20 protein-coding genes are annotated in these 24,297 nt (G+C 70.0%); 12 read left to right on the forward strand and 8 right to left on the reverse strand.

All coding sequences use genetic code 11. The features are described 5' to 3' along the window. Positions 1-12: 12 nt before the first annotated feature. Positions 13-717 (reverse strand): sirohydrochlorin chelatase, encoded by a 705-nt coding sequence (locus ACIO9J_RS29765; protein ID WP_402006214.1) that lies wholly within the window; start codon positions 715-717, stop codon positions 13-15. A gap of 302 nt (positions 718-1,019) precedes the next feature. Between ACIO9J_RS29765 and nirB the strand changes: the two genes are divergently transcribed. The 6 genes from nirB (at position 1,020) to ACIO9J_RS29795 (ending at position 10,623) form a co-directional block, all read left to right on the forward strand. Further along, on the forward strand, positions 1,020-3,809 hold the full coding sequence (gene nirB, locus ACIO9J_RS29770; protein ID WP_402006217.1) for a nitrite reductase large subunit NirB: 2,790 nt from the start codon (positions 1,020-1,022) through the stop codon (positions 3,807-3,809). 135 nt (positions 3,810-3,944) lie between these two features. Further along, a complete protein-coding gene (locus ACIO9J_RS29775; protein WP_402006220.1) occupies positions 3,945-5,378 on the forward strand; it encodes a NarK family nitrate/nitrite MFS transporter in 1,434 nt (477 codons plus the stop codon). Positions 5,379-5,675: 297 nt separating this feature from the next. Further along, complete coding sequence (gene pflB, locus ACIO9J_RS29780) at positions 5,676-7,934, forward strand: formate C-acetyltransferase (RefSeq protein ID WP_402006223.1); 2,259 nt, start codon at positions 5,676-5,678, stop codon at positions 7,932-7,934. A gap of 114 nt (positions 7,935-8,048) precedes the next feature. Then, a complete protein-coding gene (pflA, locus tag ACIO9J_RS29785) occupies positions 8,049-8,870 on the forward strand; it encodes a pyruvate formate-lyase-activating protein (RefSeq protein ID WP_402006226.1) in 822 nt (273 codons plus the stop codon). 84 nt (positions 8,871-8,954) lie between these two features. After that, the gene (locus tag ACIO9J_RS29790; protein WP_402006229.1) at positions 8,955-10,367 is read left to right on the forward strand and encodes a NarK family nitrate/nitrite MFS transporter; all 1,413 of its coding nucleotides are present in this window, start codon (positions 8,955-8,957) and stop codon (positions 10,365-10,367) included. 37 nt (positions 10,368-10,404) lie between these two features. Continuing rightward, the gene (locus ACIO9J_RS29795; protein ID WP_402006232.1) at positions 10,405-10,623 is read left to right on the forward strand and encodes a hypothetical protein; all 219 of its coding nucleotides are present in this window, start codon (positions 10,405-10,407) and stop codon (positions 10,621-10,623) included. A gap of 7 nt (positions 10,624-10,630) precedes the next feature. On the opposite strand, the gene mscL is transcribed toward ACIO9J_RS29795, so the two are convergent. The 6 genes from mscL to ACIO9J_RS29825 form a co-directional block, all read right to left on the reverse strand. Further along, the gene (gene mscL / locus ACIO9J_RS29800; RefSeq protein ID WP_402006235.1) at positions 10,631-11,104 is read right to left on the reverse strand and encodes a large conductance mechanosensitive channel protein MscL; all 474 of its coding nucleotides are present in this window, start codon (positions 11,102-11,104) and stop codon (positions 10,631-10,633) included. Positions 11,105-11,242: 138 nt separating this feature from the next. After that, on the reverse strand, positions 11,243-11,695 hold the full coding sequence (locus ACIO9J_RS29805; RefSeq protein ID WP_402006238.1) for a hypothetical protein: 453 nt from the start codon (positions 11,693-11,695) through the stop codon (positions 11,243-11,245). 278 nt (positions 11,696-11,973) lie between these two features. Next, positions 11,974-12,825 (reverse strand): S-methyl-5'-thioadenosine phosphorylase, encoded by an 852-nt coding sequence (locus ACIO9J_RS29810; protein ID WP_402006241.1) that lies wholly within the window; start codon positions 12,823-12,825, stop codon positions 11,974-11,976. Positions 12,826-12,951: 126 nt separating this feature from the next. Next, positions 12,952-13,287, reverse strand: a complete 336-nt coding sequence (locus ACIO9J_RS29815) for an FmdB family zinc ribbon protein (protein ID WP_402006244.1) — start codon at positions 13,285-13,287, stop codon at positions 12,952-12,954. Between the two features lie 67 nt (positions 13,288-13,354). Further along, positions 13,355-14,626, reverse strand: a complete 1,272-nt coding sequence (locus ACIO9J_RS29820; protein ID WP_402006247.1) for an MFS transporter — start codon at positions 14,624-14,626, stop codon at positions 13,355-13,357. Between the two features lie 232 nt (positions 14,627-14,858). After that, complete coding sequence (locus ACIO9J_RS29825; protein WP_402006249.1) at positions 14,859-16,385, reverse strand: potassium/proton antiporter; 1,527 nt, start codon at positions 16,383-16,385, stop codon at positions 14,859-14,861. A 251-nt stretch (positions 16,386-16,636) separates the two neighbouring features. On the opposite strand from ACIO9J_RS29825, the gene ACIO9J_RS29830 reads away from it, so the two are divergent. Continuing rightward, a complete protein-coding gene (locus ACIO9J_RS29830) occupies positions 16,637-19,384 on the forward strand; it encodes a penicillin acylase family protein (protein WP_402006253.1) in 2,748 nt (915 codons plus the stop codon). A gap of 74 nt (positions 19,385-19,458) precedes the next feature. Here the strand turns inward: ACIO9J_RS29830 and ACIO9J_RS29835 are convergent, their stop codons facing one another. Continuing rightward, positions 19,459-20,073 carry a 5-formyltetrahydrofolate cyclo-ligase gene (locus ACIO9J_RS29835; protein WP_402006256.1) on the reverse strand — a complete coding sequence of 205 codons (615 nt, stop codon included), beginning with the start codon at positions 20,071-20,073 and terminating at the stop codon, positions 19,459-19,461. Positions 20,074-20,166: 93 nt separating this feature from the next. Here ACIO9J_RS29835 and galU point away from each other — a divergent pair, with 93 nt between their 5' ends. The 5 genes from galU to ACIO9J_RS29860 all read left to right on the forward strand — a co-directional run bounded on the left by galU (position 20,167) and on the right by ACIO9J_RS29860 (position 24,182). Continuing rightward, positions 20,167-21,081 (forward strand): UTP--glucose-1-phosphate uridylyltransferase GalU, encoded by a 915-nt coding sequence (galU, locus tag ACIO9J_RS29840; protein ID WP_402006259.1) that lies wholly within the window; start codon positions 20,167-20,169, stop codon positions 21,079-21,081. Positions 21,082-21,085: 4 nt separating this feature from the next. Further along, positions 21,086-22,432, forward strand: a complete 1,347-nt coding sequence (gene glp, locus ACIO9J_RS29845; RefSeq protein WP_402006262.1) for a gephyrin-like molybdotransferase Glp — start codon at positions 21,086-21,088, stop codon at positions 22,430-22,432. A gap of 84 nt (positions 22,433-22,516) precedes the next feature. Further along, the gene (moaC, locus tag ACIO9J_RS29850) at positions 22,517-23,065 is read left to right on the forward strand and encodes a cyclic pyranopterin monophosphate synthase MoaC (protein WP_402006265.1); all 549 of its coding nucleotides are present in this window, start codon (positions 22,517-22,519) and stop codon (positions 23,063-23,065) included. Continuing rightward, positions 23,062-23,562, forward strand: coding sequence for a molybdenum cofactor biosynthesis protein B (locus ACIO9J_RS29855; protein ID WP_402006268.1), 501 nt, complete (start codon positions 23,062-23,064; stop codon positions 23,560-23,562). Before moaC ends, ACIO9J_RS29855 begins: the two co-directional genes overlap by 4 nt. Before the next feature lie 17 nt (positions 23,563-23,579). Then, on the forward strand, positions 23,580-24,182 hold the full coding sequence (locus tag ACIO9J_RS29860) for a GNAT family N-acetyltransferase (protein WP_402006271.1): 603 nt from the start codon (positions 23,580-23,582) through the stop codon (positions 24,180-24,182). Positions 24,183-24,297 lie beyond the last annotated feature (115 nt).

The following is a 24,297-nucleotide window of genomic DNA, read 5'->3' on the forward strand; positions in this document are numbered from 1 at the left end:
GGGTGGGGTGGGTCAGGCAGGCTCGGGTAGCAAGGGGGATACGGCGGGGACGTGGGCCACCTCGTAGCGGTGCAGGACCAGTCGGCCCACCTCCGCATGGTCCGCGATCGGCGCGGACACCGCATCGGCCCCCGCCCCGGCCAGCGCCAGCGTAAAGCGGCCCGGTGCCAACAGGTGCGTCGCCACGGCCACCCTGCCGTGCCCCGCGGCCCGCAGCCGCGCCACCGCCTCAGGAACGCCCGGCTTCGCGGCGGAGCAGTAAGCCGTCCGCACCGGCACCCCGGGCAGCAGCGCCCGCAACTGGCGAGCCGCGACGAGCGCCCCGTCGTTGCCACCCGGCCGCGACGACCCGGCGGCCGCGAGCACCACCGCGTCGGCCCGCACCCCCGCCCGCTCCTCGGCCTCCCGCAGCCGGTCCCGCAGGGCGACCGCGATGGCGGGCTCCCCGCTGAGGCCGGGCGTGAGGACGCAGTCCATGCCGTGTCCCTCGACGACCGCGGGGATGTCGACCGTGCGGTGATAGCCGTCCCCGAGGAGGAGCGGGACCACGACAGCGCTCTCCGAGAGGGCTTCGGCGAGGGAGGGGGACTGGTGGTCGAGATGGCCCAGGACGGGGCGGATCCCGCCGAGACGCTCGACGGCGTCGCACAGTCGCTCCAGCGTGGCCGCGGCCGTCGGCAGCGAACTGCCGTGCACGGCGAGGACGAAAGGTCGCACTGCTCGGCCCACCCGGAACTCGACGACGGGGGATCGCGGCGAGCGGGCCCGGGGCGGGAAGGTGGTGTCGCCGCACTCCCGCCCCGGAAACCGCATCGCGTCGGGCTGCGCTCTTGGTCGGGGAGCAGCCCGTCACCGACGACGCTACGCCCGCCCCCACCGGTCAAAAGCCGCCAAAAGCCCTGATTCCCCGGGTCGTTGGGCCCGGCCAGAGGGGTCCTTCTCGGCCCGGCGGCCCGCTCCGTGCGGCCTACCGTCAAGAGGAACGCACCCAGCCACCTCAGACGACGGAGTGTGCCCCCATGATCCAGACCCTGGTGCTCATCGGCCACGGAATGGTGGGCCAGCGTTTCCTGGAGGTACTCGCCGAGCGCGGCGCCCTGGCCGACCCCGCCGCTCCGCAGGGCCCCGGCTGGCAGGTGACCGTGCTCGCCGAGGAGGACAGGCCCGCGTACGACAGGGTCCACCTGTCCTCCGCGTTCACCGGCGCCGGTGACGACGAACTCTCCGTCTGCGACGCCGAGTTCATCGCCCGCCACGGCATCGACCTGCGCCTGGGCGACCCGGCCGAGCACATCGACACCGCCGCCCGCACCGTGACCACCACATCCGGCGCCACCGTCTCCTACGACGCCCTGGTCGTCGCCACCGGCTCCTACCCCTTCGTGCCGCCCATCGAGGGCGCCGACGCCCCCGGCTGCTTCACCTACCGCACCCTGTACGACGTCGAGACCCTCACCGCGTACGCCTCCGAGGGCGACCGTGCCACCGGCGTCGTCATCGGGGGCGGCCTGCTCGGTCTGGAGGCGGCGGGCGCCCTGCGCACGCTCGGGCTGCGCACCCACGTCGTCGAGTTCGCGCCCCGCCTCATGCCCCTCCAGGTCGACGACGGCGGCGCGGCCGCGCTGCGCGCCACCATCGAGTCGATGGGCGTCGCCGTGCACACGGGCGTCGGGGCGAGCCAGGTCGAGACGGACGCCGACGGCGCCGTGCGGGCCCTGCGGCTGAGCGACGGCCGCACCATCGACACCGACGTCGTGGTCTTCTCCGCGGGCGTACGCCCCAGGGACCGCCTCGCCCGGGAGGCCGGCCTCGCGGCGGGCGACCGGGGCGGCGTCGTCGTCGACGAGCACTGCCGCACCACCGACCCCTACGTCTACGCCATCGGCGAGTGCGCCCAGAGCGCCGATGGCCGCGTCTACGGCCTGGTCGCCCCCGGCTACCAGATGGCCGAGGCCGCGGCCGACGCCCTCGCGGGCGAGGGCGGCACCGTCTTCACCGGCGCCGACACCTCCACCAAGCTGAAGCTGATGGGCGCCGACGTCGCCTCCTTCGGCGATCCCTTCGCGCCCGAGGGCGAGGACGGCGGTGCCGTCTCCGTCGTCTTCTCCGACACTCGCGAAGGCGTCTACAAGAAGCTGCTCCTCGGCCCCGACGGGCGCCTCCTCGGTGGCATCCTGGTCGGCGACGCCGACGCCTACGGCACCCTGAAGCCGCACGCGGGCCGCGCCCTGCCCGCACCGCCCGAGGCCTACGTCCTGCCCGCGTCCGGCGTCGAACTCCCGGGCGCCGACGCGCTGCCCGACGACGCCGTCGTCTGCAGCTGCCACAACGTCACCAAGGGCGCCGTGCGCACCGCCGTCGCCGAGAACTCCCTCACCGACATCGGCGGCATCAAGCGCTGCACCAAGGCGGGCACCGGCTGTGGCGGCTGCCTCTCCACCCTCCAGTCCGTGCTCGACGCGGAGCTGGCCGCCACCGGGATCGAGAAGGCCAAGGGGCTGTGCGAGCACTTCGCGCTGACCCGTGCCGAGATCTACGAGGCGGTGCGCACCGAGCACATCCGCTCCTTCGCCGAACTGATGGCCAAGCACGGCCTGGGCGGCGAGGGCTGCGTCGTCTGCAAGCCCGTCGTCGGCAACGTCCTCGGCACCCTCGCGCCCGAACTGGGCCTCGGCCACGTCCTGGACGGCGAGCAGGCCACCCTCCAGGACTCCAACGACCTCTTCCTCGCCAACCTCCAGAAGGACGGCACCTACTCGGTCGTCCCGCGCATCCCCGGCGGCGAGATCACCCCCGACAAACTCATCGTGATCGGCGAGGTCGCCCGCGACTTCGACCTCTACACGAAGATCACCGGCGGTCAGCGCATCGACCTCTTCGGCGCCCGCGCCGACCAACTCCCCGCCATCTGGCGCCGCCTGGTCGACGCGGGCCTGGAGTCCGGCCACGCCTACGGCAAGTCGCTGCGTACGGTGAAGTCCTGCGTCGGCGCCAAGTTCTGCCGGTTCGGGCAGGGCGACTCCGTGCAGCTCGCCATCGATCTGGAGCTGCGCTACCGCGGCCTGCGCACCCCGCACAAGATCAAGGGCGGCGTCTCGGGCTGCCTGCGCGAGTGCGCCGAGGCCCGCGGCAAGGACATCGGCGTCATCGCCACCGCCAACGGCTGGAACCTCTACGTCTGCGGCAACGGCGGCACCACCCCGCGCCACGCCGACCTGTTCGCCGCCGACCTGTCCACCGCCGAACTCCTGCGCCTCGTCGACCGCTTCCTCATGTACTACCTGCGCACCGGCGAGCGCCTGGAGCGCACCGCCCCGTGGTTCGAGCGGATCGGCGGCCTCGACCACCTGAAGTCCGTCCTGATCGAGGACTCGCTGGGCATCTGCGCCGATCTCGAGGCCCAGATGGACCGCCACGCGGCGGCCTACCAGGACGAGTGGCAGGCCGTGCTCGAAGACCCGCGGGCGCTCGCGCGCTTCGAGCAGCACCTCGCGCAGCCGTCGCCCGAGTTCCTGGAGCCGGGCCGCGGCCGGGCGGCCGTCCTTCCCGACGGCTCGGAGGCGGCCCTGTTCAAGGACCGCTCGGGCACCGTCTACGCGGTCGGCAACCGCGACCCGTTCTCCGGGACCGACGTGATCGCGGGCGGCATCATGGGCACCCGCGACGGCCGCCCCGTCGTGGCCTCGCCGATGCACAAGCAGGAGTTCGACCTGCGGACCGGCGAGTGCCTGGACGACCCGTCGGTCAGGCTTCCCGTGCACACGGTGCCGGCGACGCCCGCCTCCGAAGTGCCCGTACGCGAGGTCTGAAGTCCCGCCGTACTCGCGGTCTTTGGCCTGGTCACCAGGTGTCCTACGCCTCTGCTGGCGGGGCCCGCCACGACGGATCGTGGAGACGTCAGGCCCCGTGCAAAGGTCGGGACCCTGAGCGAACTGGGAACCATCATGAGATCGCCTGCCGCCCAACGAGCGCGGACCGCGCCAGAGGGAACGTCGTACGACCCCGCGCAGTACCGCCCCGGCCGCACCATCACCGACTGGGAGCCGGAGAACGACCTCTTCTGGAAGTCCACGGGCAAGAAGGTCGCGGCCCGCAACCTGTGGATCGCGGTTCCCGCGCTCCTGGTGGCCTTCGTCGTCTGGCAGGTGTGGTCGGTCACCGCGACCAACCTGAAGGACGTGGGCTTCGGCTTCTCCACCTCCCAGCTGTTCTGGCTGACGGCGGTGCCGGGTCTGACGGGCGGCACGGCCCGCATCTTCTACACCTTCCTCGGCCCGATGATCGGCCAGCGCCGGTTCACCGCGCTCTCCACGATCGTCCTGGTCATCCCGCTGATCTGGCTCGGCATCGCGGTCCAGAACCCCGACACCTCGTACGGCGTGATGATCGCCATCGCCGCCCTCTGCGGCATCGGTGGCGCCAACTTCGCCTCGTCCCTGGCCAACATCGGCTTCTTCTTCCCCAAGAAGGACAAGGGCAACGCCACGGGCATCAACGGCGGCCTCGGCAACCTCGGTGTCTCCGTCGTCCAGCTGCTCACCCCGATCGTCATCACCAGCTCGGTCATCGCGGTCGGCTCGGCCCAGCACAAGGCCGACGGCACGCCCGTGTGGCTGCAGAACGCCGCGTTCCTCTGGGTGCCCGTCCTGGTGATCCTGGCCGTCGTCGCCTGGTTCGGCCAGAACGACCTCAAGGTCGCCTCGACCCCCTTCAGCCAGCAGAAGATCATCTTCAAGCGCAAGCACAACTGGCTGATGACCTGGCTCTACGTCGGCACCTTCGGCTCCTTCATCGGCTTCGCCGCCGCCCTGCCGATGCTGATCAAGACCACCTTCACCCCGATCGACGCGGCCTACTCCGCGGCCACGTACGCCTGGATGGGCCCGGCCGTGGGCGCGCTGGCCCGCTGGGCCGGCGGCTGGATCGCCGACAAGATCGGCGGCGCGCGGGTCACCATCATCTCGTTCGTCGGCATGGCGATCTCGATCATCGGCGTCATCAACTTCCTGCCCTCCGGCGGCGACAACGGCAACTTCTGGGGCTTCTTCGCCTGTTTCCTGAGCGCGTTCTTCTTCTCGGGCATCGGCAACGGCTCCACGTTCCGGCAGATCCCGGTGATCTTCCGCAGCCAGCACCTGAAGGGCCTGACCGAGGGCACGCCCGAGTACACGAAGGCGCTGAAGCAGTCGGAGATGGAGGCGGGCGCCGTCACCGGCTTCACCTCCGCCATCGCGGCGTACGGCTTCTTCTTCATCCCGGCGATGTTCGCCAACTTCGCGGTGACCAGCGCGATGTGGGGCTTCGTGGGCTTCTACGTCAGCTGCATCGCGGTCGCCTGGTGGTTCTACGCCCGCAAGGGCGCGGAGGCGCCGAGCTGACGCTCCAGGTGGCGTGAGCGGTCCGGTCCGGGTGGGCCGAGTGTGGGAGCACTCGGCCCACTCTCCTTTTTCGGCCGCGTACCACGGGATTTCCGCGAAATTCTTGTGAATGCATTCACAAGCGAACTTAGGTCCAAAGTCCCGGAGGAAATACCAGGTCAGAGAGGTGATGGAGGGGTCTCTCCGAGAGGAAAGGGGACTATCGGTCCCCGAGAGAGGACCATTGCGGAGCCCTTGATCGATCAAAAGGGAGTGAAATGGAGGCGTAGCGACGAAGCGATACGGAAGGTGCGGGTCATGACTGCCACTCCTGCGGAAACGACAGTGCACGACGGGGCCTGGGAGGGCTTCAAGGGCGGTCTGTGGCGCGACGCCGTCGACGTCCGCGACTTCGTGCAGCAGAACTACAGCCCCTACGAAGGCGACGCCTCCTTTCTGGCCGGTGCGACCGAACGCACCACCCAGATCTGGGAGAAGCTCCTCTCGATGTTCCCCACGGAGATCGAGCAGGGCATCTACGACGTGGACGTGAAGACCCCGTCCCGCATCGACGCCTTCAAGCCCGGCTACATCGACGCCGACCGCGACCTCATCGTGGGCCTTCAGACCGACGCCCCCCTCAAGCGCGCCATCATGCCCAACGGCGGCTGGCGCATGGTCGAGAACTCCCTCAACTCCTACGGCTACGAGGCCGACCCTGAGGTCAGGGAGATCTACACCCACCTCCGCAAGACCCACAACGAGGGCGTCTTCGACGCCTACACCCCCGAGATCCGCGCCTGCCGCTCCTCGGGCATCATCACCGGCCTGCCCGACGCCTACGGCCGTGGTCGCATCATCGGCGACTACCGGCGCGTCGCCCTCTACGGCGTCGACCACCTGATCGCCGCCAAGGAGGCCGACAAGGCCGCGCTCGGCGAGCAGTGGGCGACCGAAGAGGTCATCCGCGGCCGCGAGGAGATCTCCGAGCAGATCAAGGCCCTCAAGGAACTGAAGGCCATGGCGATGTCGTACGGCTACGACATCTCGAAGCCCGCCACCACCGGCCGCGAGGCCATCCAGTGGCTGTACTTCGCCTACCTCGCCGCCGTGAAGGAGCAGAACGGCGCGGCCATGTCGATCGGCCGCATCGACAACTTCCTCGACATCTACCTCCAGCGCGACATCGAGGCAGGGCGCATCACCGAGGCCGAGGCCCAGGAGTTCATCGACGACTTCGTCATCAAGCTCCGCATCGTCCGCTTCCTGCGCACCCCCGAGTACAACGAGGGCTTCTCCGGCGACCCGACCTGGGTCACCTGGTCGATGGCGGGCATCGGGGAGGACGGCCGCCCGCTGGTCTCGCGCACCACCTTCCGCGCCCTGCAGACCCTCTACAACCTCGGCCCGGCCCCCGAGCCGAACCTCACGGTCTTCTGGGCGCAGCAGCTGCCGCAGGGCTTCAAGGAGTTCGCCTCCAAGGTCGCCATCGACACCTCGGCCATCCAGTTCGAGTCCGACGACCTGATGCGCCCCAAGTACGGCGACGACACCGCGATCGCCTGCTGCGTCTCCGCGATGGCCGTCGGCAAGCAGATGCAGTTCTTCGGCGCCCGTGTGAACGTCGCCAAGGCGCTGCTCTACGCGATCAACGGCGGCCGCGACGAGAAGTCCGGCAAGCTCGTCGTCGAGGGCTTCGAGCCCCTCACCGACGAATACCTGGAGTACGAGACCCTCGCCAAGCAGTACGACGCGATGCTCGGCTGGCTCGGCAAGACGTACGTACACGCGCTCAACGTCATCCACTACATGCACGACAAGTACGCCTACGAGCGCATCGAGATGGCCCTGCACGACCAGGAGATCCTGCGCACGATGGCCTGCGGCATCGCCGGCCTGTCGGTCGCGGCGGACTCGCTCTCGGCCGTCAAGCACGCCAAGGTCAAGGTCATCCGCGACGAGACGGGCCTCGCCGTCGACTACGAGATCGAGGGCGACTACCCGGCCTTCGGCAACAACGACGAGCGGGTCGACGCCATCGCGCAGCAGATCGTCTCCGACTTCATGGGCAAGATCCGCCAGCACCCGACCTACCGGAACGCGGTGCACACCCAGTCGGTCCTGACGATCACCTCGAACGTCGTCTACGGCAAGAAGACCGGCAACACCCCCGACGGCCGCCGCGCGGGAGAGCCGTTCGCCCCGGGCGCCAACCCGATGAACGGCCGTGACGAGCACGGCTACATCGCCTCCGCGATGTCGGTCGCCAAGCTCAACTACGACGACGCCGAGGACGGCATCTCGCTGACCAACACCATCACCCCGGACGCGCTCGGCCGCACCCCCGAGGAGCGGGTGGCGAACCTCTCCGGCGTCCTGGACGGCTTCATGGCCAGCGACGGCTTCCACATGAACGTCAACGTGCTGAACAAGGCGACGCTCGAGGACGCGATGGAGCACCCGGAGAACTACCCGCAGCTGACCATCCGGGTCTCCGGATACGCGGTCAACTTCATCAGGCTCACCCGCGACCAGCAGCTCGACGTCATCCACCGCACCTTCCACGGCTCGCTCTGAGCCACCGGCTCCCGTCGGGGAGCCGCCCCCGATCCGCGGCCCCGGGGCCGGGCCCTCACCCCGGCCCCGGGTGCCGCGCACACCACGTCCTGCCAGTAGTTCGGGAGTTCCGCCATGGCTGTTCTGCTCGGTACCGACATCCCCGTGCGCCCCGTCGTGAGCGACGAGGACGCCGTCACGCCCGCCGCGGCCGCGACCCACCGCCCCGTCACCGGGTCCATCCACTCCTGGGACCTGTCCACCGGCGTCGACGGACCCGGCACGCGGTTCGTCACCTTCCTCGCCGGCTGCCCGCTGAGCTGCCTGTACTGCCACAACCCCGACACCTGGCGGATGCGTGACGGCAAGCGGACCACGGCCGATGACGTCATCGCGGAAGCGGCCAAGTACACCAAGTTCATCGCGGCCGCCGGGGGAGGAGCCACCGTCAGCGGCGGCGAGCCCCTGCTGCAGCCCGTCTTCACCGGTGAACTCCTGCACCGCCTCAAGCACGAACTGGGCCTGCACACCGCCCTGGACACCTCGGGCTACCTCGGCGCACGCGCCACCGACGCGCTGCTGCGCGACGTCGACCTGGTGCTCCTCGACCTCAAGTCCTGGGACCCCGAGACGTACCAGCGGGTCACCGGGCGTCCGCTGGCGCCGACCCTCGACTTCGCCCACCGCCTCGCCGACCTCGGCAAGGACGTCTGGGTGCGCTTCGTCCTGGTGCCCGGCCTGACCGACGACCCGGCCAACATCGAGGGCGTCGCCCGCTTCGCCGCCTCGCTCGGCAACGTCTCGCGCGTCGACGTGCTGCCCTTCCACAAGCTGGGGGAGGCGAAGTGGGACGCACTCGGCAAGGACTTCACGCTGCGTGACACCCCCTCGCCGACGCCGGAGCAGATCACGGCCGCCAAGGAGATCTTCGAGGCCCAGGGCCTCAAGGCCGTCTGACGGCGCCCGCTTCGCGTGCCGCCCGCGCCACCCGAACGGCCCATCGGACAGGCGCTCACCAGGGGCTGTGCCTAGCGTGGCCGCATGAGCGCTCCCACCAGCCACCGGCGGACGGGCGACACCTACCGGCCGGGATCCACGATCGCGGAATGGCAGCCCGAGGACGACTCCTTCTGGCGCACCACGGGACACAAGGTCGCGAACCGCAACCTGTGGGTGTCCATCCCGGCCCTGATGCTCGGCTTCGTCGTCTGGCAGGTCTGGTCCGTCACCGCGGTCCGCCTCAACGACGTCGGCTTCGGTCTCACCACCTCGCAGCTGTTCTGGCTGACGGCCATCCCCGGCCTCACCGGCGGCACCTTCCGGGTCCTCTACACCTTCATCGGGCCGATCTTCGGCGAGCGGAAGTTCACCGCGTTCTCCACGATCATCCTGATCGCGCCGATGCTCTGGCTGGGATTCGCGCTCCAGGACACCGGCACCCCCTACTGGGAGCTCGCCCTGATCGCCGCGGTCTGCGGCATCGGCGGCGCCAACTTCTCCTCGTCGATGGCGAACATCGGCTTCTTCTTCCCCAAGAAGGAGAAGGGCAGCGCCGCGGGACTCAACGGCGGCCTGGGCAACCTCGGTGTCTCCGTCGTCCAGCTGGTCGCCCCGCTGGTGGTCACCGCGGCCGTCCTCGGCGCGCCCGCGGGCGATCCGCAGCGCGACACCGTCAAGAACCAGGACGTCTGGCTCCAGAACGGCGCGTTCCTCTGGGTGCCGCTCCTGGTGATCTTGGCGCTGCTCGCCTGGTTCCTGATGAACGACCTCAAGGTCGCCGCCGCCCCCTTCAGCCGCCAGAAGATCATCTTCAAGCGCAAGCACAACTGGCTGATGACCTGGCTGTACGTGGGCACCTTCGGCTCGTTCATCGGCTTCGCCGCGGGCCTGCCGCTGCTGATCAAGAACAACTTCTCGGCCTCGGGCTACCAGGCCACCACCTACGCCTGGATCGGCCCCTTCATCGGGGCCCTCACCCGCTGGGCGGGCGGCTGGCTGTCGGACCGGATCGGCGGCGCCCGGGTCACCATGGTGTCCTTCGTCGGCATGGCCGCGTCGCTGGTCGTCGTGATCAGCGCCCTGCCCTCCGGAGGCGACAAGGGCAGCTTCTGGACCTTCTACGTCGGGTTCCTCTGCGCCTTCGCGTTCTCCGGCATCGGCAACGGCTCGACGTTCCGGCAGATTCCGGTCATCTTCCGTGACCTGCACCTGAAGAAGGCGGCGGGCCAGGGCCCCGAGGCGGAGGGCGCCGCGCTGAAGCAGGCCGAGATGGAGTCGGGCGCGGTCACCGGATTCTCCGCGGCCATCGCGGCGTACGGCTTCTTCTTCATCCCCGCGATGTTCGCCAACCTGGCCGTCACCACCGCGCTGTGGATGTTCGTCGGCTTCTACGGCACGTGCCTGGTCGTCTGCTGGTGGTTCTACGCCCGCAAGGGAGCGGAGGCCCCGAGCTGACCGGGGTCCCCGCGCTCCCTGGACGTACCCTGGAGGCATGAGTACCGCCCCCGCCCCCGAGCCGCGTGATCCGGAGAGGCCGAAGGATCCGAAGGACCCGAAGAAGCCGAAGCACGCGCTGATCTTCGACGATCCGCTGTCGCAGCAGTCTTCGGACGACACGGACCGAGGGTGGGGAGAGCGGACCGAGGTCGGCGGCGACAGCGCCGCCGACCTGGCGCGCTTCCTCGACGAGAAGCCGCCCCACCACCTCTGAGCGAGGGCTACTCCTCGCGGTGCCCCGAGCCGCGCTGCGCCACCAAGGCGTCGCGGATCTCCTTGAGGACCTCCAGCTCGGAGATCTCGATGACCTCCTGGGTGCCCTCCTTCTCGGCCTTCTTCGCGGCGACCTTCGCCAGGTACTTGGCCATGGGCAGGACCATCAGGAAGTACACGACGGCCGCGGTGATCACGAAGCTGAGGATCGCGCTGAGCACGGAACCCCACATGATCGGGATGCCGCTGACGACGTCGCCGTTCTTCATCTCGCACGGCGCCTTCAGGCACGAGCTGTAGTGGTCGAGATCCTTCGTCCCGAAGGCGCCGACGAGCGGGTTGATGACACCCTTGACCACCGAGTTCACGATGTTCGTGAACGCGGCGCCGATGACCACCGCGACCGCCAGGTCGACGACATTGCCGCGCATCAGGAAGGCCTTGAAGCCCTCCCAGACGCCCGGTTCCTTCTTCTCGCTCACCACGAGGCCTTTCGTTGCATGTGCGGGTTGCTGAACAAACAACTTCGCAACCTACGTCAGACCGTGGCTGGCCTGTCCAATTCGCTCGCACGAATGGGCGACTTGACAGGGGTTCAGCGCGATCGTGAACGTTTCCGTTCATCGCAGCGTCACCGCCAGGCGCGCGCTCGCACCGGCCCCGGCGAGCCGTGCGGCCGTGTCCCGCGGCACCGAGAGCACCACCAACGCGCCGCTCTCGACGGGACTTTCCCCGCGCTCGGGCACCTCTGAAACCCGCGCTCCCGAGGCCACCACGCGGGGTGTGCCGCCGCCCGCGGGCGACCCGTCGGCGGCGATCACGTCGACCCGGTCGCCGGTACGCAGCAGGCGCACCGCGTCCGCGTCGGCGATCCGCACCGGCGCCGTCACCCGGTCCACGGAGCGCCCCTCCCGCGCGGGCTGCACGGCCGCCGCGCGCGCCTGGGGCGGCGCGGCCTCCCGTGGGCCCGCGGTGGCGAGCGCGGCGGCGGTCATCGCGAGCCCCGCGGCCATGGCGCGCCGTCTGTGCCGCAGCAGCCCGCGCAGCCGCGGATACCCGCCGCGCACCCGCACGGGTGCGATGTGGGGGACCGGGCAGCGCTCTGCCGGTTGGGCCGGAGCGCATGGGGTCGGAGAACGCTGGGCCGGAGAGCGCTGAGCATGGGAACGCTGGGCCTGAGAAGGGACGTGGGACACGACGACCACCGCCTGCGATGCGAAGAGCTGGGCTTGCGCTCTCACGATGCAGGCCCACGCCGATTCCCGCTGAGCCCTGTGGACTGCCCGCCGGTTGTGGATAACTCCCCCACCCGAAGGGGGAGTTCCGCACCCTCAGCGACTAGGTGAGCCGCTCACGGCAGCCGGATCCCCGGATCCATCCCGCCCAGCGCCCCCGCGCACAAGCACGCCCGCTCGCCGTCCGTCGGCAGCCCCGCCACCGCGTCGAACAGGACGCCCCGCAGCCGGTCCACATTGGCGGCGAACACCTGGAGCACCTCGTCGTGCGAGACGCCCTCGCCGGTCTCCGCGCCCGCGTCCAGGTCGGTGACCAGCGTCAACGACGTGTAGCAGAGCTCCAGTTCGCGGGCGAGCGCCGCCTCGGGGTGCCCGGTCATGCCCACCACCGACCAGCCCTGCGCCGCATGCCAGAGCGACTCCGCGCGGGTCGAGAAGCGCGGTCCCTCGACCACCACGAGCGTCCCGCCGTCCACCGGCTCCCACTCCCGGCCGCGCGCGGCCTTCAGCGCGGCGCCGCGCCCCACGGGGCAGTACGGGTCGGCGAGTGAGACGTGCACGACGTTGGGCACGTCTCCGTCGGGCAGCGGCACCCCGTCGAAGTACGTCTGCGCACGCGACTTCGTGCGGTCCACGAGTTGGTCGGGGATCAGCAGCGTCCCGGGCCCGTACTCGGCTCGCAGCCCGCCGACCGCGCAGGGACCGAGCACCTGCCGTACGCCCACGGACCGCAACGCCCACAGGTTGGCGCGGTAGTTGATGCGGTGCGGTGGCAGATGGTGGCCGCGGCCGTGCCGGGGCAGGAAGGCGACCCGGCGTCCGGCGACCTCACCGAGGAACAGGGAGTCGCTGGGGGCCCCGTAGGGGGTGTCGACCTGGATCTCGGTCACCCGGTCGAGGAAGGAGTAGAAGCCGGAGCCGCCGATCACGCCGATCTCGGCCCGCGTCGCGTTCGCCGTGTTCACCATGGGCCGCACGATATCCGGGCCGGGAAACAGGCAGCCCCTGGGAGGACCCTTCGGCGAACGCCGAGGACCCCGCCGTCGGAAACGGCGAGGTCCTGAAGGGTGTGTCCGGAAGTGTCCGGTGAAGCGCTACGCGGCCGAACTCGACGACGACGTCGACGAGGAGCCGGACGACTTCGAGTCCGAGGAGGAGGACGAAGAGGTCGAGGACGACGACGAAGTCGACGACGAAGAGGACTTCGCGTCGGACGAACCCTTCGACGTGGCCGGCGTGCTGCTCGACGACGAGCCGCGGCTGTCGTTGCGGTAGAAGCCGGATCCCTTGAAGACGATGCCGACCGCCGAGAACACCTTCTTGAGGCGTCCGTCGCAGTTGGGGCACACGGTCAGGGCGTCATCGGTGAACTTCTGCACCGCCTCGAGGCCCTCGCCGCACTCGGTGCACTGGTACTGGTACGTCGGCACTTGCTTCCTCCTGGCACTCTCACTCGATGAGTGCTAACGACGGTCCATAGTGACGTATTCCGCGAGATCAGTCCACCGTGACCGGCGTGCGGTGACCCACGCCACGCGCGACCGTCCGTCCGGGAGCCTTCGGCACGAGCCGCGAACGCAGGGCGATCAGCACCACGAGAGCCAGTGCCGTGCCCCCCAGGGGGACCAGGAATCCGGCACCGTCCCAGAAGCGGTCCTCCAGCTGTCCCGCGACCGTGACGGCGGCCGCCTGGCCGAGCGCGACGGCGCCGGTGAGCCAGGTGAAGGCCTCCGTGCGGCCGGTCGGCGGGACCAGCTTGTCGACCAGCGTGTAGCCGCTGATCAGCGCGGGAGCGATGCAGATGCCGACGAGCAGGCCGAGTCCGGCGAGCAGCAGCGCGGAGTGCGCGGCCCACAGGCCGGAGGCCATCAGGGTCAACGCCGCGTACCCGACGAGGAGGCGCCGCTGCGGGGACACCTTCCAGGCGATGGCGCCGCAGGCGACACCGGAGAGCATGTTGCCCGCGGCGAACGTGCCGTACAGGACGCCGTTCAGACCAGGCTGGCCGATCGACTCGGTGAAGGCGGCCAGCGAGACCTGCATGCCGCCGAAGACGGCGCCGATGCCGAGGAACGTCACGATCAGGACCTGCACACCGGGGATGCGCAGCGCGGAAACGTGCTCCACGCGGGCGTGCTCCGCGTCGTGCGCGTGCGGCTTGGGCTGGGTGCTCTTCTGGGCGGCGAAGAGCAGACCGCCCACCAGCGTGAGTCCGGCCTCGGTGAGCAGTCCGGCGGCCGGGTCGATCGTGGTGCACAGCGCGGTCGCGACGAGCGGGCCGAGTACGAAGGTCAGCTCGTCGGTGACCGACTCGAAGGCGGCCGCCGTACCGGCCAGCGGGGAGTCCTGGAGCTTGGCGGCCCAGCGGGCCCGCACCATGGGGCCGATCTGCGGCGTCGAGGCGCCCGCGGGCACGGCGGCGACGAAGAGCGCCCACAGGGGGGCGTCGGAGAGCGCGAGGACCGTCATGGTGAGCACGGAGGCGGAGTGCACGAGCACGCCGGGCAGCAGCACGGCGCGCTGGCCGAAACGGTCGGCGAGCTTGCCGCTGAACGGCGCGAACATCGCCATGGAGACGCCGGTGACGGCCGAGACGGCGCCCGCGGCGCCGTAGGAGCCGGTGGTGTGCTGCACGAGGAGCACGATCGAGATGGTGAGCATCGCGAACGGCTGACGTGCGGCGAAGCCGGGAAGCAGGAACGTCCAGGCGCGAGGGGTGCGCAGGAGCTGTCCGTAGCCCGGGCGGGATTCGGTGACCGTGGATGCCACGGCCCGTGCCTTTCTGCCGCCTGGTAGCGCGCCCGTGCGGGGGCGCCGAGAGCTGTCCTCTTGCGCGGAACTGCGGTAGATGCCGGGCTCCACTGCGGGGGTGCCTCGACCGCCATACGGTCGCGCCAGCTCTGCTTCAGGCAGAGTTGGTTCGATCTAGTGCCTTCATCGTACAGGGAACGGCCTCATCTGGCCCTGTGATTGCAGCCGATGAGACCCCTGCCACCTACGATTAGTGCTTTTCTCCAGTGGTTCCCAGCCATCCGGCGAGCTTTCCGCCGTGGCCGACCGCGCGCAGTCGCTTCTCGGCGGCGTCCCGCACCGGGTCGGTGGCGACCACGAGCAGCTCGTCGCCGCGCCGCAGCACCGTGGCGGGCAGCGGAACGAACGATTCGCCGTCGCGCACGACGAGCGTGACCGCGGCGCCCTGGGGCAGCCGCAGCTCGCCCACCTCTACGCCGTGCATCCGCGATCCCTTGGGGATGTCCACCGAGAGCAGGTGCCCGCGCAGCCGCTCCAGGGGCGCCGATTCGACGCCCAGGTCGGCGGCCTCCGAGGAGTCGCCCAGGCGCAGCTTGCGGGCCAGCCAGGGCAGCGTGGGGCCCTGGATGAGGGTGTAGACGACGACCAGGACGAAGACGATGTTGAAGATCCGCTGGCTGTCCTCGACGCCGCCGACCATCGGGATGGTCGCCAGGATGATGGGCACGGCGCCGCGCAGCCCGGCCCAGGAGAGCAGCGCCTTCTCCTGCCAGGGCATGCGGAAGGGCAGCAGGCTGAGCGCGACTTCCAGGGGGCGCGCCACCATCGTCAGGACCAGGCCGATGATGATCGCGGGCCAGGTGTCGTCGAGCAGGTCGTGCGGGGTGACCAGGAGGCCGAGCAGGACGAACATGCCGATCTGGGCGAGCCAGCCGAGCCCTTCGGCGAAGCCGCGGGTGGCCGGCCAGTGCGGCAGCTTGGCGTTGCCGAGTACCACCGCGGCGAGGTAGACGGCGAGGAAGCCGCTGCCGTGGGCCATGGCGCCCGCCGCGTACGCCGCGACCGCGATGGCCATGACGGCGATGGGGTAGAGGCCGGAGGCGGGCAGGGCCACGTGGCGCAGGCCGTACGCGCCGAGCCAGCCGACCGCGAGGCCGATCGCGGCGCCTATCGCCAGCTCCAGGGCGATCTTGCCGATCAGGAGGTACCAGTCGTCCACCGGGCCCGCCGTGGAGAACGCCACGACGAGGATCACCACAGGGGCGTCGTTGAACCCCGACTCCGCTTCCAGGACACCTGTCACGCGGGAGGGGAGCGGCACCTTCCGCAGGACGGAGAAGACCGCCGCCGCGTCCGTGGAGGACACCACCGCGCCGATGATCAGGGCTTGTCGCCATTCCAGGCCGACGAGGTAGTGCGCCCCTGCGGCCGTGACGCCCACGCTGATGGCGACGCCGAGCGTCGAGAGCGCGGCCGCCGCGGGCAGGGCGGGCTTGATCTCTTTCCACTTCGTGCCGAGGCCGCCCTCGGCGAGGATCACGACCAGGGCGGCGTAGCCGATGACCTGCGTCAGCTCGGCGTTGTTGAAGGTGACGTTGCCGATGCCGTCCTGGCCTATCGCGACGCCGATGCCGAGGTAGAGCAGCAGGCTGGGGAGCCCGCTGCGCGACGAGATGCGGACCGCCGCCACCGCGACGAGCAGAACGAGCGAGCAGACGAGCAGGAGCTGGTTGAGGTGGTGGACAGTCAGGGGCCGTTCCTTCCTCCGTGCGCGCACAAGGACTTCTTGCGAGCCAAGTACCGAGCCAAGTACTTCGTTACCTTACCTAATTGTTAACGCCTTCTTGACGCCATCGAACACTCTTCCGATCTCCGGGCATGTAGGTTCCGGACGCGGTGGCCTCGCGTTCCTGACTCCGCGTCCGGAGCCGCAACGCCCTGCGCCTACAGTTGCTCCAGCGCTCCCAGAGCCGCCCCGTCGACAGCACAGCCCGCCCTGCCGCTCGCGTAAGGACAGCAAGGACAGCGATGCCCTCCAACACCACCGCCTCTTCCGGCCATAAGTCCGGCAAGAAGAAGGGGCGCCGAGCCCGACTCATCGTGATCGTCCTGGTCCTGGCCATCGTCGGAGGCATCGGCTTCGGCGCGTACTGGAGCGTCAGCACCGTGCGCGCCTCCTTCCCGCAGACCAAGGGAACGATCAAGCTCGACGGCCTCTCCGGCAACGTCGACGTGAAGCGCGACGGCAACGGAATCCCGCAGATCTACGCCGATTCCGATGCCGACCTCTTCATGGCCCAGGGTTACGTCCAGGCGCAGGACCGCTTCTGGGAGATGGACGTACGCCGCCATATGACCTCCGGTCGGCTCTCCGAGATGTTCGGCAAGGGCCAGGTCAAGACCGATGAATTCCTGCGCACGCTCGGCTGGCACCGGGTGGCGCAGAAGGAGTACGACTCCAAGCTCTCCCCGGAGACGAAGAAATACCTCCAGGCGTACGCCAAGGGAGTCAACGCCTACCTGAAGGGCAAGGACGGCAAGGACATCTCCGTCGAGTACGCGGCGCTCGGCTTCGAGAACGACTACGCGCCCAAGGAGTGGACGCCCGTCGACTCGGTGGCCTGGCTCAAGGCGATGGCCTGGGACCTGCGCGGCAACATGCAGGACGAGATCGACCGCTCCTTGATGACGAGTCGCCTCGGCCCCGAGCAGATCAAGGATCTGTATCCGGCCTATCCGTACAAGCGGAACAAGCCGATCGTCCAGGAGGGCGCCCTCAACAGCGTCACCAAGGAGTACGACCCCGAGGGCACCACGAGCACCCAGACGGGCACCAACGGCGCGGCGGGCACGGGTCTCGCCGGCGGCACACAGGCGCCGTCCGGGTTGCAGTCCCAGCTCTCCGGCCTGTCCAACGCCCTGGACGAGGTCCCCGCGATCCTCGGCCCGAACGGCAACGGCATCGGCTCGAACTCCTGGGTGGTCTCGGGCGAGCACACCATCACCGGCAAGCCACTCCTCGCCAACGACCCGCACCTCGCGCCGCAGCTGCCCTCCGTCTGGTACCAGATGGGCCTGCACTGCCGCTCGGTCTCCGCGAAGTGCCAGTACGACGTCTCGGGCTACACCTTCTCCGGCATGCCGGGCGTGGTCATCGGCCACAACAAGCAGATCGCCTGGGGCATGACGAACCTCGGCGCCGACGTCACGGACCTGTACCTGGAGAAGTTCACCGGGGACGGCTACCAGTTCGACGACAAGGTGCTGCCCTTCAAGACCCGCGAAGAGACCATCAAGGTCGCGGGCGGCAGCTCGAAGAAGATCACGGTCCGTGAGACCAACAACGGCCCGCTGATCTCCGACCGCGACGACGAGCTGGTCAAGGTCGGCAAGAAGGCCCACGTCGACACCGCGGCCCCCGACCGGGGCGACGGCTACGGAGTGGCGCTGCGCTGGACCGCGCTGACCCCCGGCAAGTCCATGGACGCCGTCTTCGAGCTCAACAAGGCGAAGGACTTCACGGAGTTCCGCAAGGCGGCCGCTTCTTTTGAAGTGCCCTCCCAGAACCTGATCTACGCGGACACCGACGGCCACATCGGCTACCAGGCGCCCGGCAAGATCCCGGTCCGCGGCAAGGGCGACGGCTCGCTCCCGGCCCCCGGCTGGGACCCGGCCTACCGCTGGACCGGCTACATCCCGCAGGACGCGCTGCCCTACGAGTACGACCCGAAGCGCGGCTACATCGTCACCGCCAACCAGGCCGTGGTCGGCAAGAGCTACCCCTACGACCTCACGACGGACTGGGGCTACGGAGCGCGCAGCCAGCGGATCGACGACCTGATCCAGTCGAAGATCAAGAACGGCGGCAAGATCTCCACCGAGGACATGCGCCTCATGCAGATGGACAACAGCAGCGAGATCGCCAAGCTCCTTGTGCCCAAGCTGCTCAAGATCGACGTCAAGGACAAGTACGTCCGTGAGGCCCAGAAGCTCCTGGAGGGCTGGGACTACACGCAGGACGCCGACTCGGCGGCCGCCGCGTACTTCAACTCTGTCTGGCGCAGCATCCTCAAGCTCGCCTTCGGCAACAAGCTCCCCAAGGAGCTGCGCGTCAAGGGCCAGTGCCTCAACGTCGAACCGGCCGGCAACACCGGCCCCGCCGACGAGGGCGAGAAGGTCCGCGAGTGCGGCGAGCGCGACGCCGAGTCGGCCCAGCCCGACGGCGGCGACCGCTACTACGAGGTGATCCGCAGGATCATCGACGACGAGGACAACGACTGGTGGAAGTCCCCGGCGACCCGCACCGACGACGAGACCAAGACCCGCGACCAGCTGTTCAAGCGGGCCCTTGAGGACGCGCGCTGGGACCTGACGGCCAAGCTCGGCAAGGACGTCGACACCTGGAGCTGGGGCCGGCTGCACCGCCTCACGCTGAAGAACCAGACGCTGGGCACCGAAGGCCCCGGCTGGCTCCAGTTCGTGCTCAACCGCGGCCCGTGGAACCTGGGCGGCGGCGAGGCCGCGGTCAATGCCACCGGCTGGAACGCGGCGGGCGGCTACGGAGTGGTCTGGGTGCCCTCGATGCGCATGGTGGTGAACCTCAAGGACATGGACAAGTCCAAGTGGATCAACCTCACCGGCGCCTCGGGACACGCGTACAACGCGCACTACACCGACCAGACCGACAAGTGGGCCAAGGGCGAGCTCCTGCCGTGGGCCTACTCCGAGAAGGCCGTCGAGGACAGCACGAGCGACAAGCTGCTCCTGCGCCCCTGACCGTGCACGGCACATCCTGAAAGGGCCCTCCACGCACGCGTGGAGGGCCCTTTCGGCGTCGGTGGGAACGGGGGTCAGCGGAAGCGGCGCGCGCCCGAGGGCGTCACCACGGCGTGCACCGGCCGGTCGTGCGCCTCCACGGGGACGCGCGCGACGACTTCGGGGTCGTACAGGAGCACCACGAGCGCGGGATCGACGGCCGCGCGCTCCAGGCGGGCGAGCACCCGGTCGTACGATCCGCCGCCCCGTCCGAGCCGCATCCCCTGCTCGTCCACGGCGAGCCCGGGAAGGAGCACGGCGTCCGCGGCGAGGACGGCGTCGGGGCCAAGACGCTCTCCCGCGGGCTCCAACAGCTCCATCTTTCCCTGGTGTTGCACGCGGACGAGCGAGTCCGCCCCGTCGTAGGCCCCCCAGTCCAGGTCGTTGTCGGCGAGCAGGACGGGCAGCAGAACCCGTGTCCCGCGCGCGTGGAGGGCGTCGAGGAGGGCGCGGGTGCCGGGCTCGGTGCCCACCGAGACATAGGCCGCGACCGTGTGTGCCCGCGCCAGTTCGGGCAGTTCAAGGGCGCGCCCGGCGAGAACCGAGGCGGCCTTTTCCGCGTCATCCTGAGGCAACCGGTTCCTCACCGCGATGAGGTCTCGGCGCAACATCCGCTTGGTTGGCTGGCCGTCGGGGTCGGTAGCGCTCATCGGTAATCACAAATCCTTCCGCGTACGCGCATATCACACTCAATTATCTGGACCCACAGATTCCGCACATACGTACCGGATATGGTGGTCGCCATGACTGAGTCTCACCCCCCCCACCGCAGGATCACCAAGGCGGTCATCCCCGCGGCCGGCCTCGGCACGCGCTTCCTGCCGGCCACGAAGGCGACTCCCAAGGAGATGCTGCCGGTCGTCGACAAGCCGGCGATCCAGTACGTGGTCGAGGAGGCCGTGTCCGCCGGACTCGACGACGTCCTCATGATCACGGGCCGCAACAAGCGCCCCCTGGAGGACCACTTCGACCGCAACTACGAGCTGGAGTCCGCCCTCCTGAAGAAGGGCGACGAGGCCCGCCTCGCCAAGGTCCAGGAGTCCAGCGACCTGGCCACCATGCACTACGTACGCCAGGGCGACCCCAAGGGACTCGGTCACGCCGTCCTGTGCGCCGCTCCGCACGTGGGCCACGAGCCGTTCGCCGTCCTCCTGGGCGACGACCTCATCGACCCGCGCGACCCGCTGCTCGCCCGCATGGTCGAGATCCAGGAGCGGCACGGCGGCAGCGTCATCGCCCTCATGGAGGTGGCCCCCGAGCAGATCCACCTCTACGGCTGCGCGGCCGTCGAGGCCACCGCCGACGGCGACGACGTCGTCAAGATCACCGACCTGGTCGAGAAGCCGGACGCCGCGGACGCCCCGTCGAACTACGCGATCATCGGCCGCTACGTCCTGGACCCGAGCGTCTTCGACGTGCTGCGCAAGACCGAGCCGGGCCGCGGCGGCGAGATCCAGCTCACCGACGCCCTCCAGCAGCTCGCCGCGGACGAGAAGGTCGGCGGCCCGGTGCACGGCGTCGTCTTCAAGGGCCGCCGCTATGACACCGGTGACCGCGGCGACTATCTGCGTGCCATTGTCAGACTCGCGTGCGAACGTGAAGATCTGGGCCCGGACTTCCAGGCCTGGCTTCGCAGTTACGTCACCGAGGAGATGTAGCACTTTGAGCAGCAGCACGACGACACCGACGGCCGGCCAGGACCACCTCTGGTCGGTGGACGAGCACGTGGACGACATCCTCGCCACCGTCCGCCCGCTGGAACCCATCGAGCTCCAACTCCTCGACGCCCAGGGCTGTGTGCTCGTCGAGGACGTCACGGTGCCCGTCTCGCTGCCGCCCTTCGACAACAGCTCCATGGACGGGTACGCGGTGCGCGTCGCCGATGTCGCGGGCGCGAGCGAGGAGTTCCCCGCCGTCCTCACCGTCGTCGGCGACGTGGCCGCGGGCGCTGGCGCGCAGCCCACCGTCGGTGCCGGACAGGCCGCGCGCATCATGACCGGCGCCCCGCTGCCGCCCGGCGCCGAGGCCGTCGTCCCCGTGGAGTGGACCGACGGGGGCCTCGGCGAGGGCCCCGTCTCCGGGATGCGCGCCCACAGCGCGGCCCCCGAGGGAGCCTCGGGCGAGGTCCGCGTGCACCGCCCCGCCGAGGCACGCGCGCACGTGCGCGCGCGGGGCAGCGACGTCCAGGCGGGCGACCGCGCCCTGACCGCGGGCACGGTGCTCGGCCCGCCGCAGATCGCCCTGCTCGCCGCGATCGGCCGCGGCACGGTGAAGGTGCGCCCGCGCCCGCGCGTGGTCGTCATGTCCACCGGCAGCGAACTGATCCAGCCGGGCGAGCAGTTGGCGGACGGCCAGATCTACGACTCCAACAGCTTCGCCCTCACCGCGGCCGCCCGCGACGCCGGAGCCATCGCCTACCGGGTCGGCGCGGTGGCCGACGACGCGGAGACGCTGCGCTCCACCATCGAGGACCAGCTGATCCGCGCCGACCTCGTCGTCACCACGGGCGGCGTGAGCGTCGGGGCGTACGACGTCGTCAAGGAAGCCCTGTCCGCCATCGGCGACCCGGACGACGAGGAGGGCATCGGGGCGGGCAGCGGCGTGGAGTTCCGCAAGCTCGCCATGCAGCCGGGCAAGCCGCAGGGCTTTGGCTCGATCGGCCCCGACCACACGCCGCTCCTCGCGCTGCCGGGCAACCCCGTGTCGTCGTACGTCTCCTTCGAGATCTTCGTGCGCCCCGCGATCCGCGCCCTGATGGGCCTGCCCGACGTGCACAGGGCCACCGCGCGCGCGGAGCTCAGCGCGGACAAGGCGCTCAACTCGCCCGCGGGCCGCCGACAGTTCCTGCGCGGGACGTACGACGCGGAGGCCGGTCAGGTGACACCCGTGGGCGGTTCCGGTTCGCATCTGATCGCCGCGCTCGCGCACGCGGACGCGCTGATCGTCGTCCCCGAGGCCACCACATCGGTGGAGCCCGGCACCGATGTCGAGGTGGTCCTGCTCGGCTGAGGAGGCCGTCCGCGGGGTACCGTGTCGCGCACAACAGGCCCGCGCGCCGCACCGCGCGGGGCCCGGACCGGGAGCGCCAAGCACATGACCGCGAATTCCCGGGGGGACACCCCCGGAGCCCCTGAGCAGCAGCGACTGACGCACATCGACGAGGTGGGCGCCGCCCGCATGGTCGACGTGTCGGAGAAGGACGTGACCGCGCGCACCGCGCGTGCCAGCGGCCGCGTCCTGGTCTCGCCGCGCGTGATCGAGCTGCTGCGAGGGGAGGGCGTCCCCAAGGGCGATGCCCTCGCCACCGCGCGGATCGCGGGCATCATGGGCGCCAAGCGCACGCCCGACCTGATCCCGCTCTGTCACCCGCTGGCCGTCTCCGGAGTGAAACTCGACCTCTCCGTAGCGGACGACGCCGTCGAGATCCTCGCCACCGTGAAGACGACCGACCGCACGGGCGTCGAGATGGAGGCCCTCACCGCGGTGAGCGTCGCCGCCCTCACCGTGATCGACATGGTGAAGGCCGTCGACAAGGGGGCGGTCATCACCGACGTGCGCGTGGAGGAGAAGACCGGCGGGAAGTCCGGCACCTGGAGCCGCGAGAAGTCCGGATCCTGGAGCCGCGAGGGAGCGGACGCGTGAGCGCCCGCCGCGCCCTGGTCGTCACGGCGTCCAACCGCGCCGCCGCCGGTGTCTACGCCGACAAGGGCGGCCCGATCCTCGCCGAGGGCCTCGCCGCGCTCGGCTTCGAGGTCGAGGGACCCCAGGTCGTACCGGACGGCGACCCCGTAGAGGCGGCCCTGCGCGCGGGCGTCGCGGCCGGCTACGACGTCATCCTCACCACCGGCGGCACCGGCATCTCGCCCACCGACCGCACCCCGGACGTCACCCGTCGCGTCATCGACCACGAAGTGCCCGGCATCGCGGAGGCGATCCGCGCGTACGGCAGGGACAAGGTCCCCACGGCCGCGCTCTCCCGGGGGCTCGCGGGCGTCGCCGGACGTACGCTCATCGTGAACCTGCCGGGCTCCACCGGAGGCGTACGCGACGGAATCGCCGTCCTGGAGCCGCTGCTCACGCACGCCGTGGACCAGCTGCGCGGCGGCGACCATCCCAGACCCTCGGGAGGTGCGAGCTGAACAGCCCTTCCTGGCCCGTGGAGCTGACGGACGGCGACATCGCCCTCCGCCCCATAAAGATGCGCGACCAGCGGGCCTGGCGCGAGGTCAACCGGCGCAACCGCGACTGGCTGCGCCCCTGGGAGGCCACGATCCCGCCGCCCACGCCGAGCGGCCCGATCGTGCACAGGCCCACCTACCGGCAGATGGTCAGGCACCTGCGCGCCGAGGCCAACGCGGGCCGGATGCTGCCGTTCGTCATCGAGTACCAGGGGCGCCTCGCCGGACAGTTGACGGTCGCGGGGATCACCTGGGGATCGATGTGCTCGGGGCACGTCGGGTACTGGGTCGACGAGTCCGTCGCGGGCCGCGGCGTGATGCCGACCGCGGTCGCGCTCGCCGTCGACCACTGCTTCCGTTCGGTCGGGCTGCACCGTATCGAGGTCTGTATTCGCCCGGAGAACGTGCCCAGTCGCCGGGTCGTGGAAAAACTCGGATTCCGCGAAGAGGGGCTCAGGCCCCGGTATCTGCACATCGACGGAGCGTGGCGCGATCATCTCGTCTTCGCGCTGACGGCCGAAGAGGTACCGGAAGGGTTGTTGCGCCGCTGGCACCAGGCGCGACCTCGGAACACGGCATAGTTCGGTTCCCGGTCCCCGGAAATGGAATATGTGTTCGAAATTGATCGGCGATCGACCGTCTCGGGCTCGTATGAGGCTTGTCTCAGGCATTAATTTCACGGTGGCAGCGGCCTGT

Source organism: Streptomyces sp. NPDC087300 (assembly GCF_044744425.1).
In the GTDB taxonomy this organism is placed as follows: Bacteria; Actinomycetota; Actinomycetes; order Streptomycetales; family Streptomycetaceae; genus Streptomyces.

Bases quoted from the DNA above. Each gene is read 5' to 3' on its own strand.
- pflB (WP_402006223.1), top strand. From the start codon at position 5,676: ATGACTGCCACTCCTGCGGAAACGACAGTGCACGACGGGGCCTGGGAG.
- nirB (WP_402006217.1), top strand. From the start codon at position 1,020: ATGATCCAGACCCTGGTGCTCATCGGCCACGGAATGGTGGGCCAGCGT.
- ACIO9J_RS29775 (WP_402006220.1), top strand. From the start codon at position 3,945: ATGAGATCGCCTGCCGCCCAACGAGCGCGGACCGCGCCAGAGGGAACG.
- ACIO9J_RS29790 (WP_402006229.1), top strand. From the start codon at position 8,955: ATGAGCGCTCCCACCAGCCACCGGCGGACGGGCGACACCTACCGGCCG.
- moaC (WP_402006265.1), top strand. From the start codon at position 22,517: ATGACCGCGAATTCCCGGGGGGACACCCCCGGAGCCCCTGAGCAGCAG.
- ACIO9J_RS29810 (WP_402006241.1), bottom strand. From the start codon at position 12,825: ATGGTGAACACGGCGAACGCGACGCGGGCCGAGATCGGCGTGATCGGC.
- galU (WP_402006259.1), top strand. From the start codon at position 20,167: ATGACTGAGTCTCACCCCCCCCACCGCAGGATCACCAAGGCGGTCATC.
- ACIO9J_RS29830 (WP_402006253.1), top strand. From the start codon at position 16,637: ATGCCCTCCAACACCACCGCCTCTTCCGGCCATAAGTCCGGCAAGAAG.
- ACIO9J_RS29835 (WP_402006256.1), bottom strand. From the start codon at position 20,073: ATGAGCGCTACCGACCCCGACGGCCAGCCAACCAAGCGGATGTTGCGC.
- pflA (WP_402006226.1), top strand. From the start codon at position 8,049: ATGGCTGTTCTGCTCGGTACCGACATCCCCGTGCGCCCCGTCGTGAGC.
- ACIO9J_RS29795 (WP_402006232.1), top strand. From the start codon at position 10,405: ATGAGTACCGCCCCCGCCCCCGAGCCGCGTGATCCGGAGAGGCCGAAG.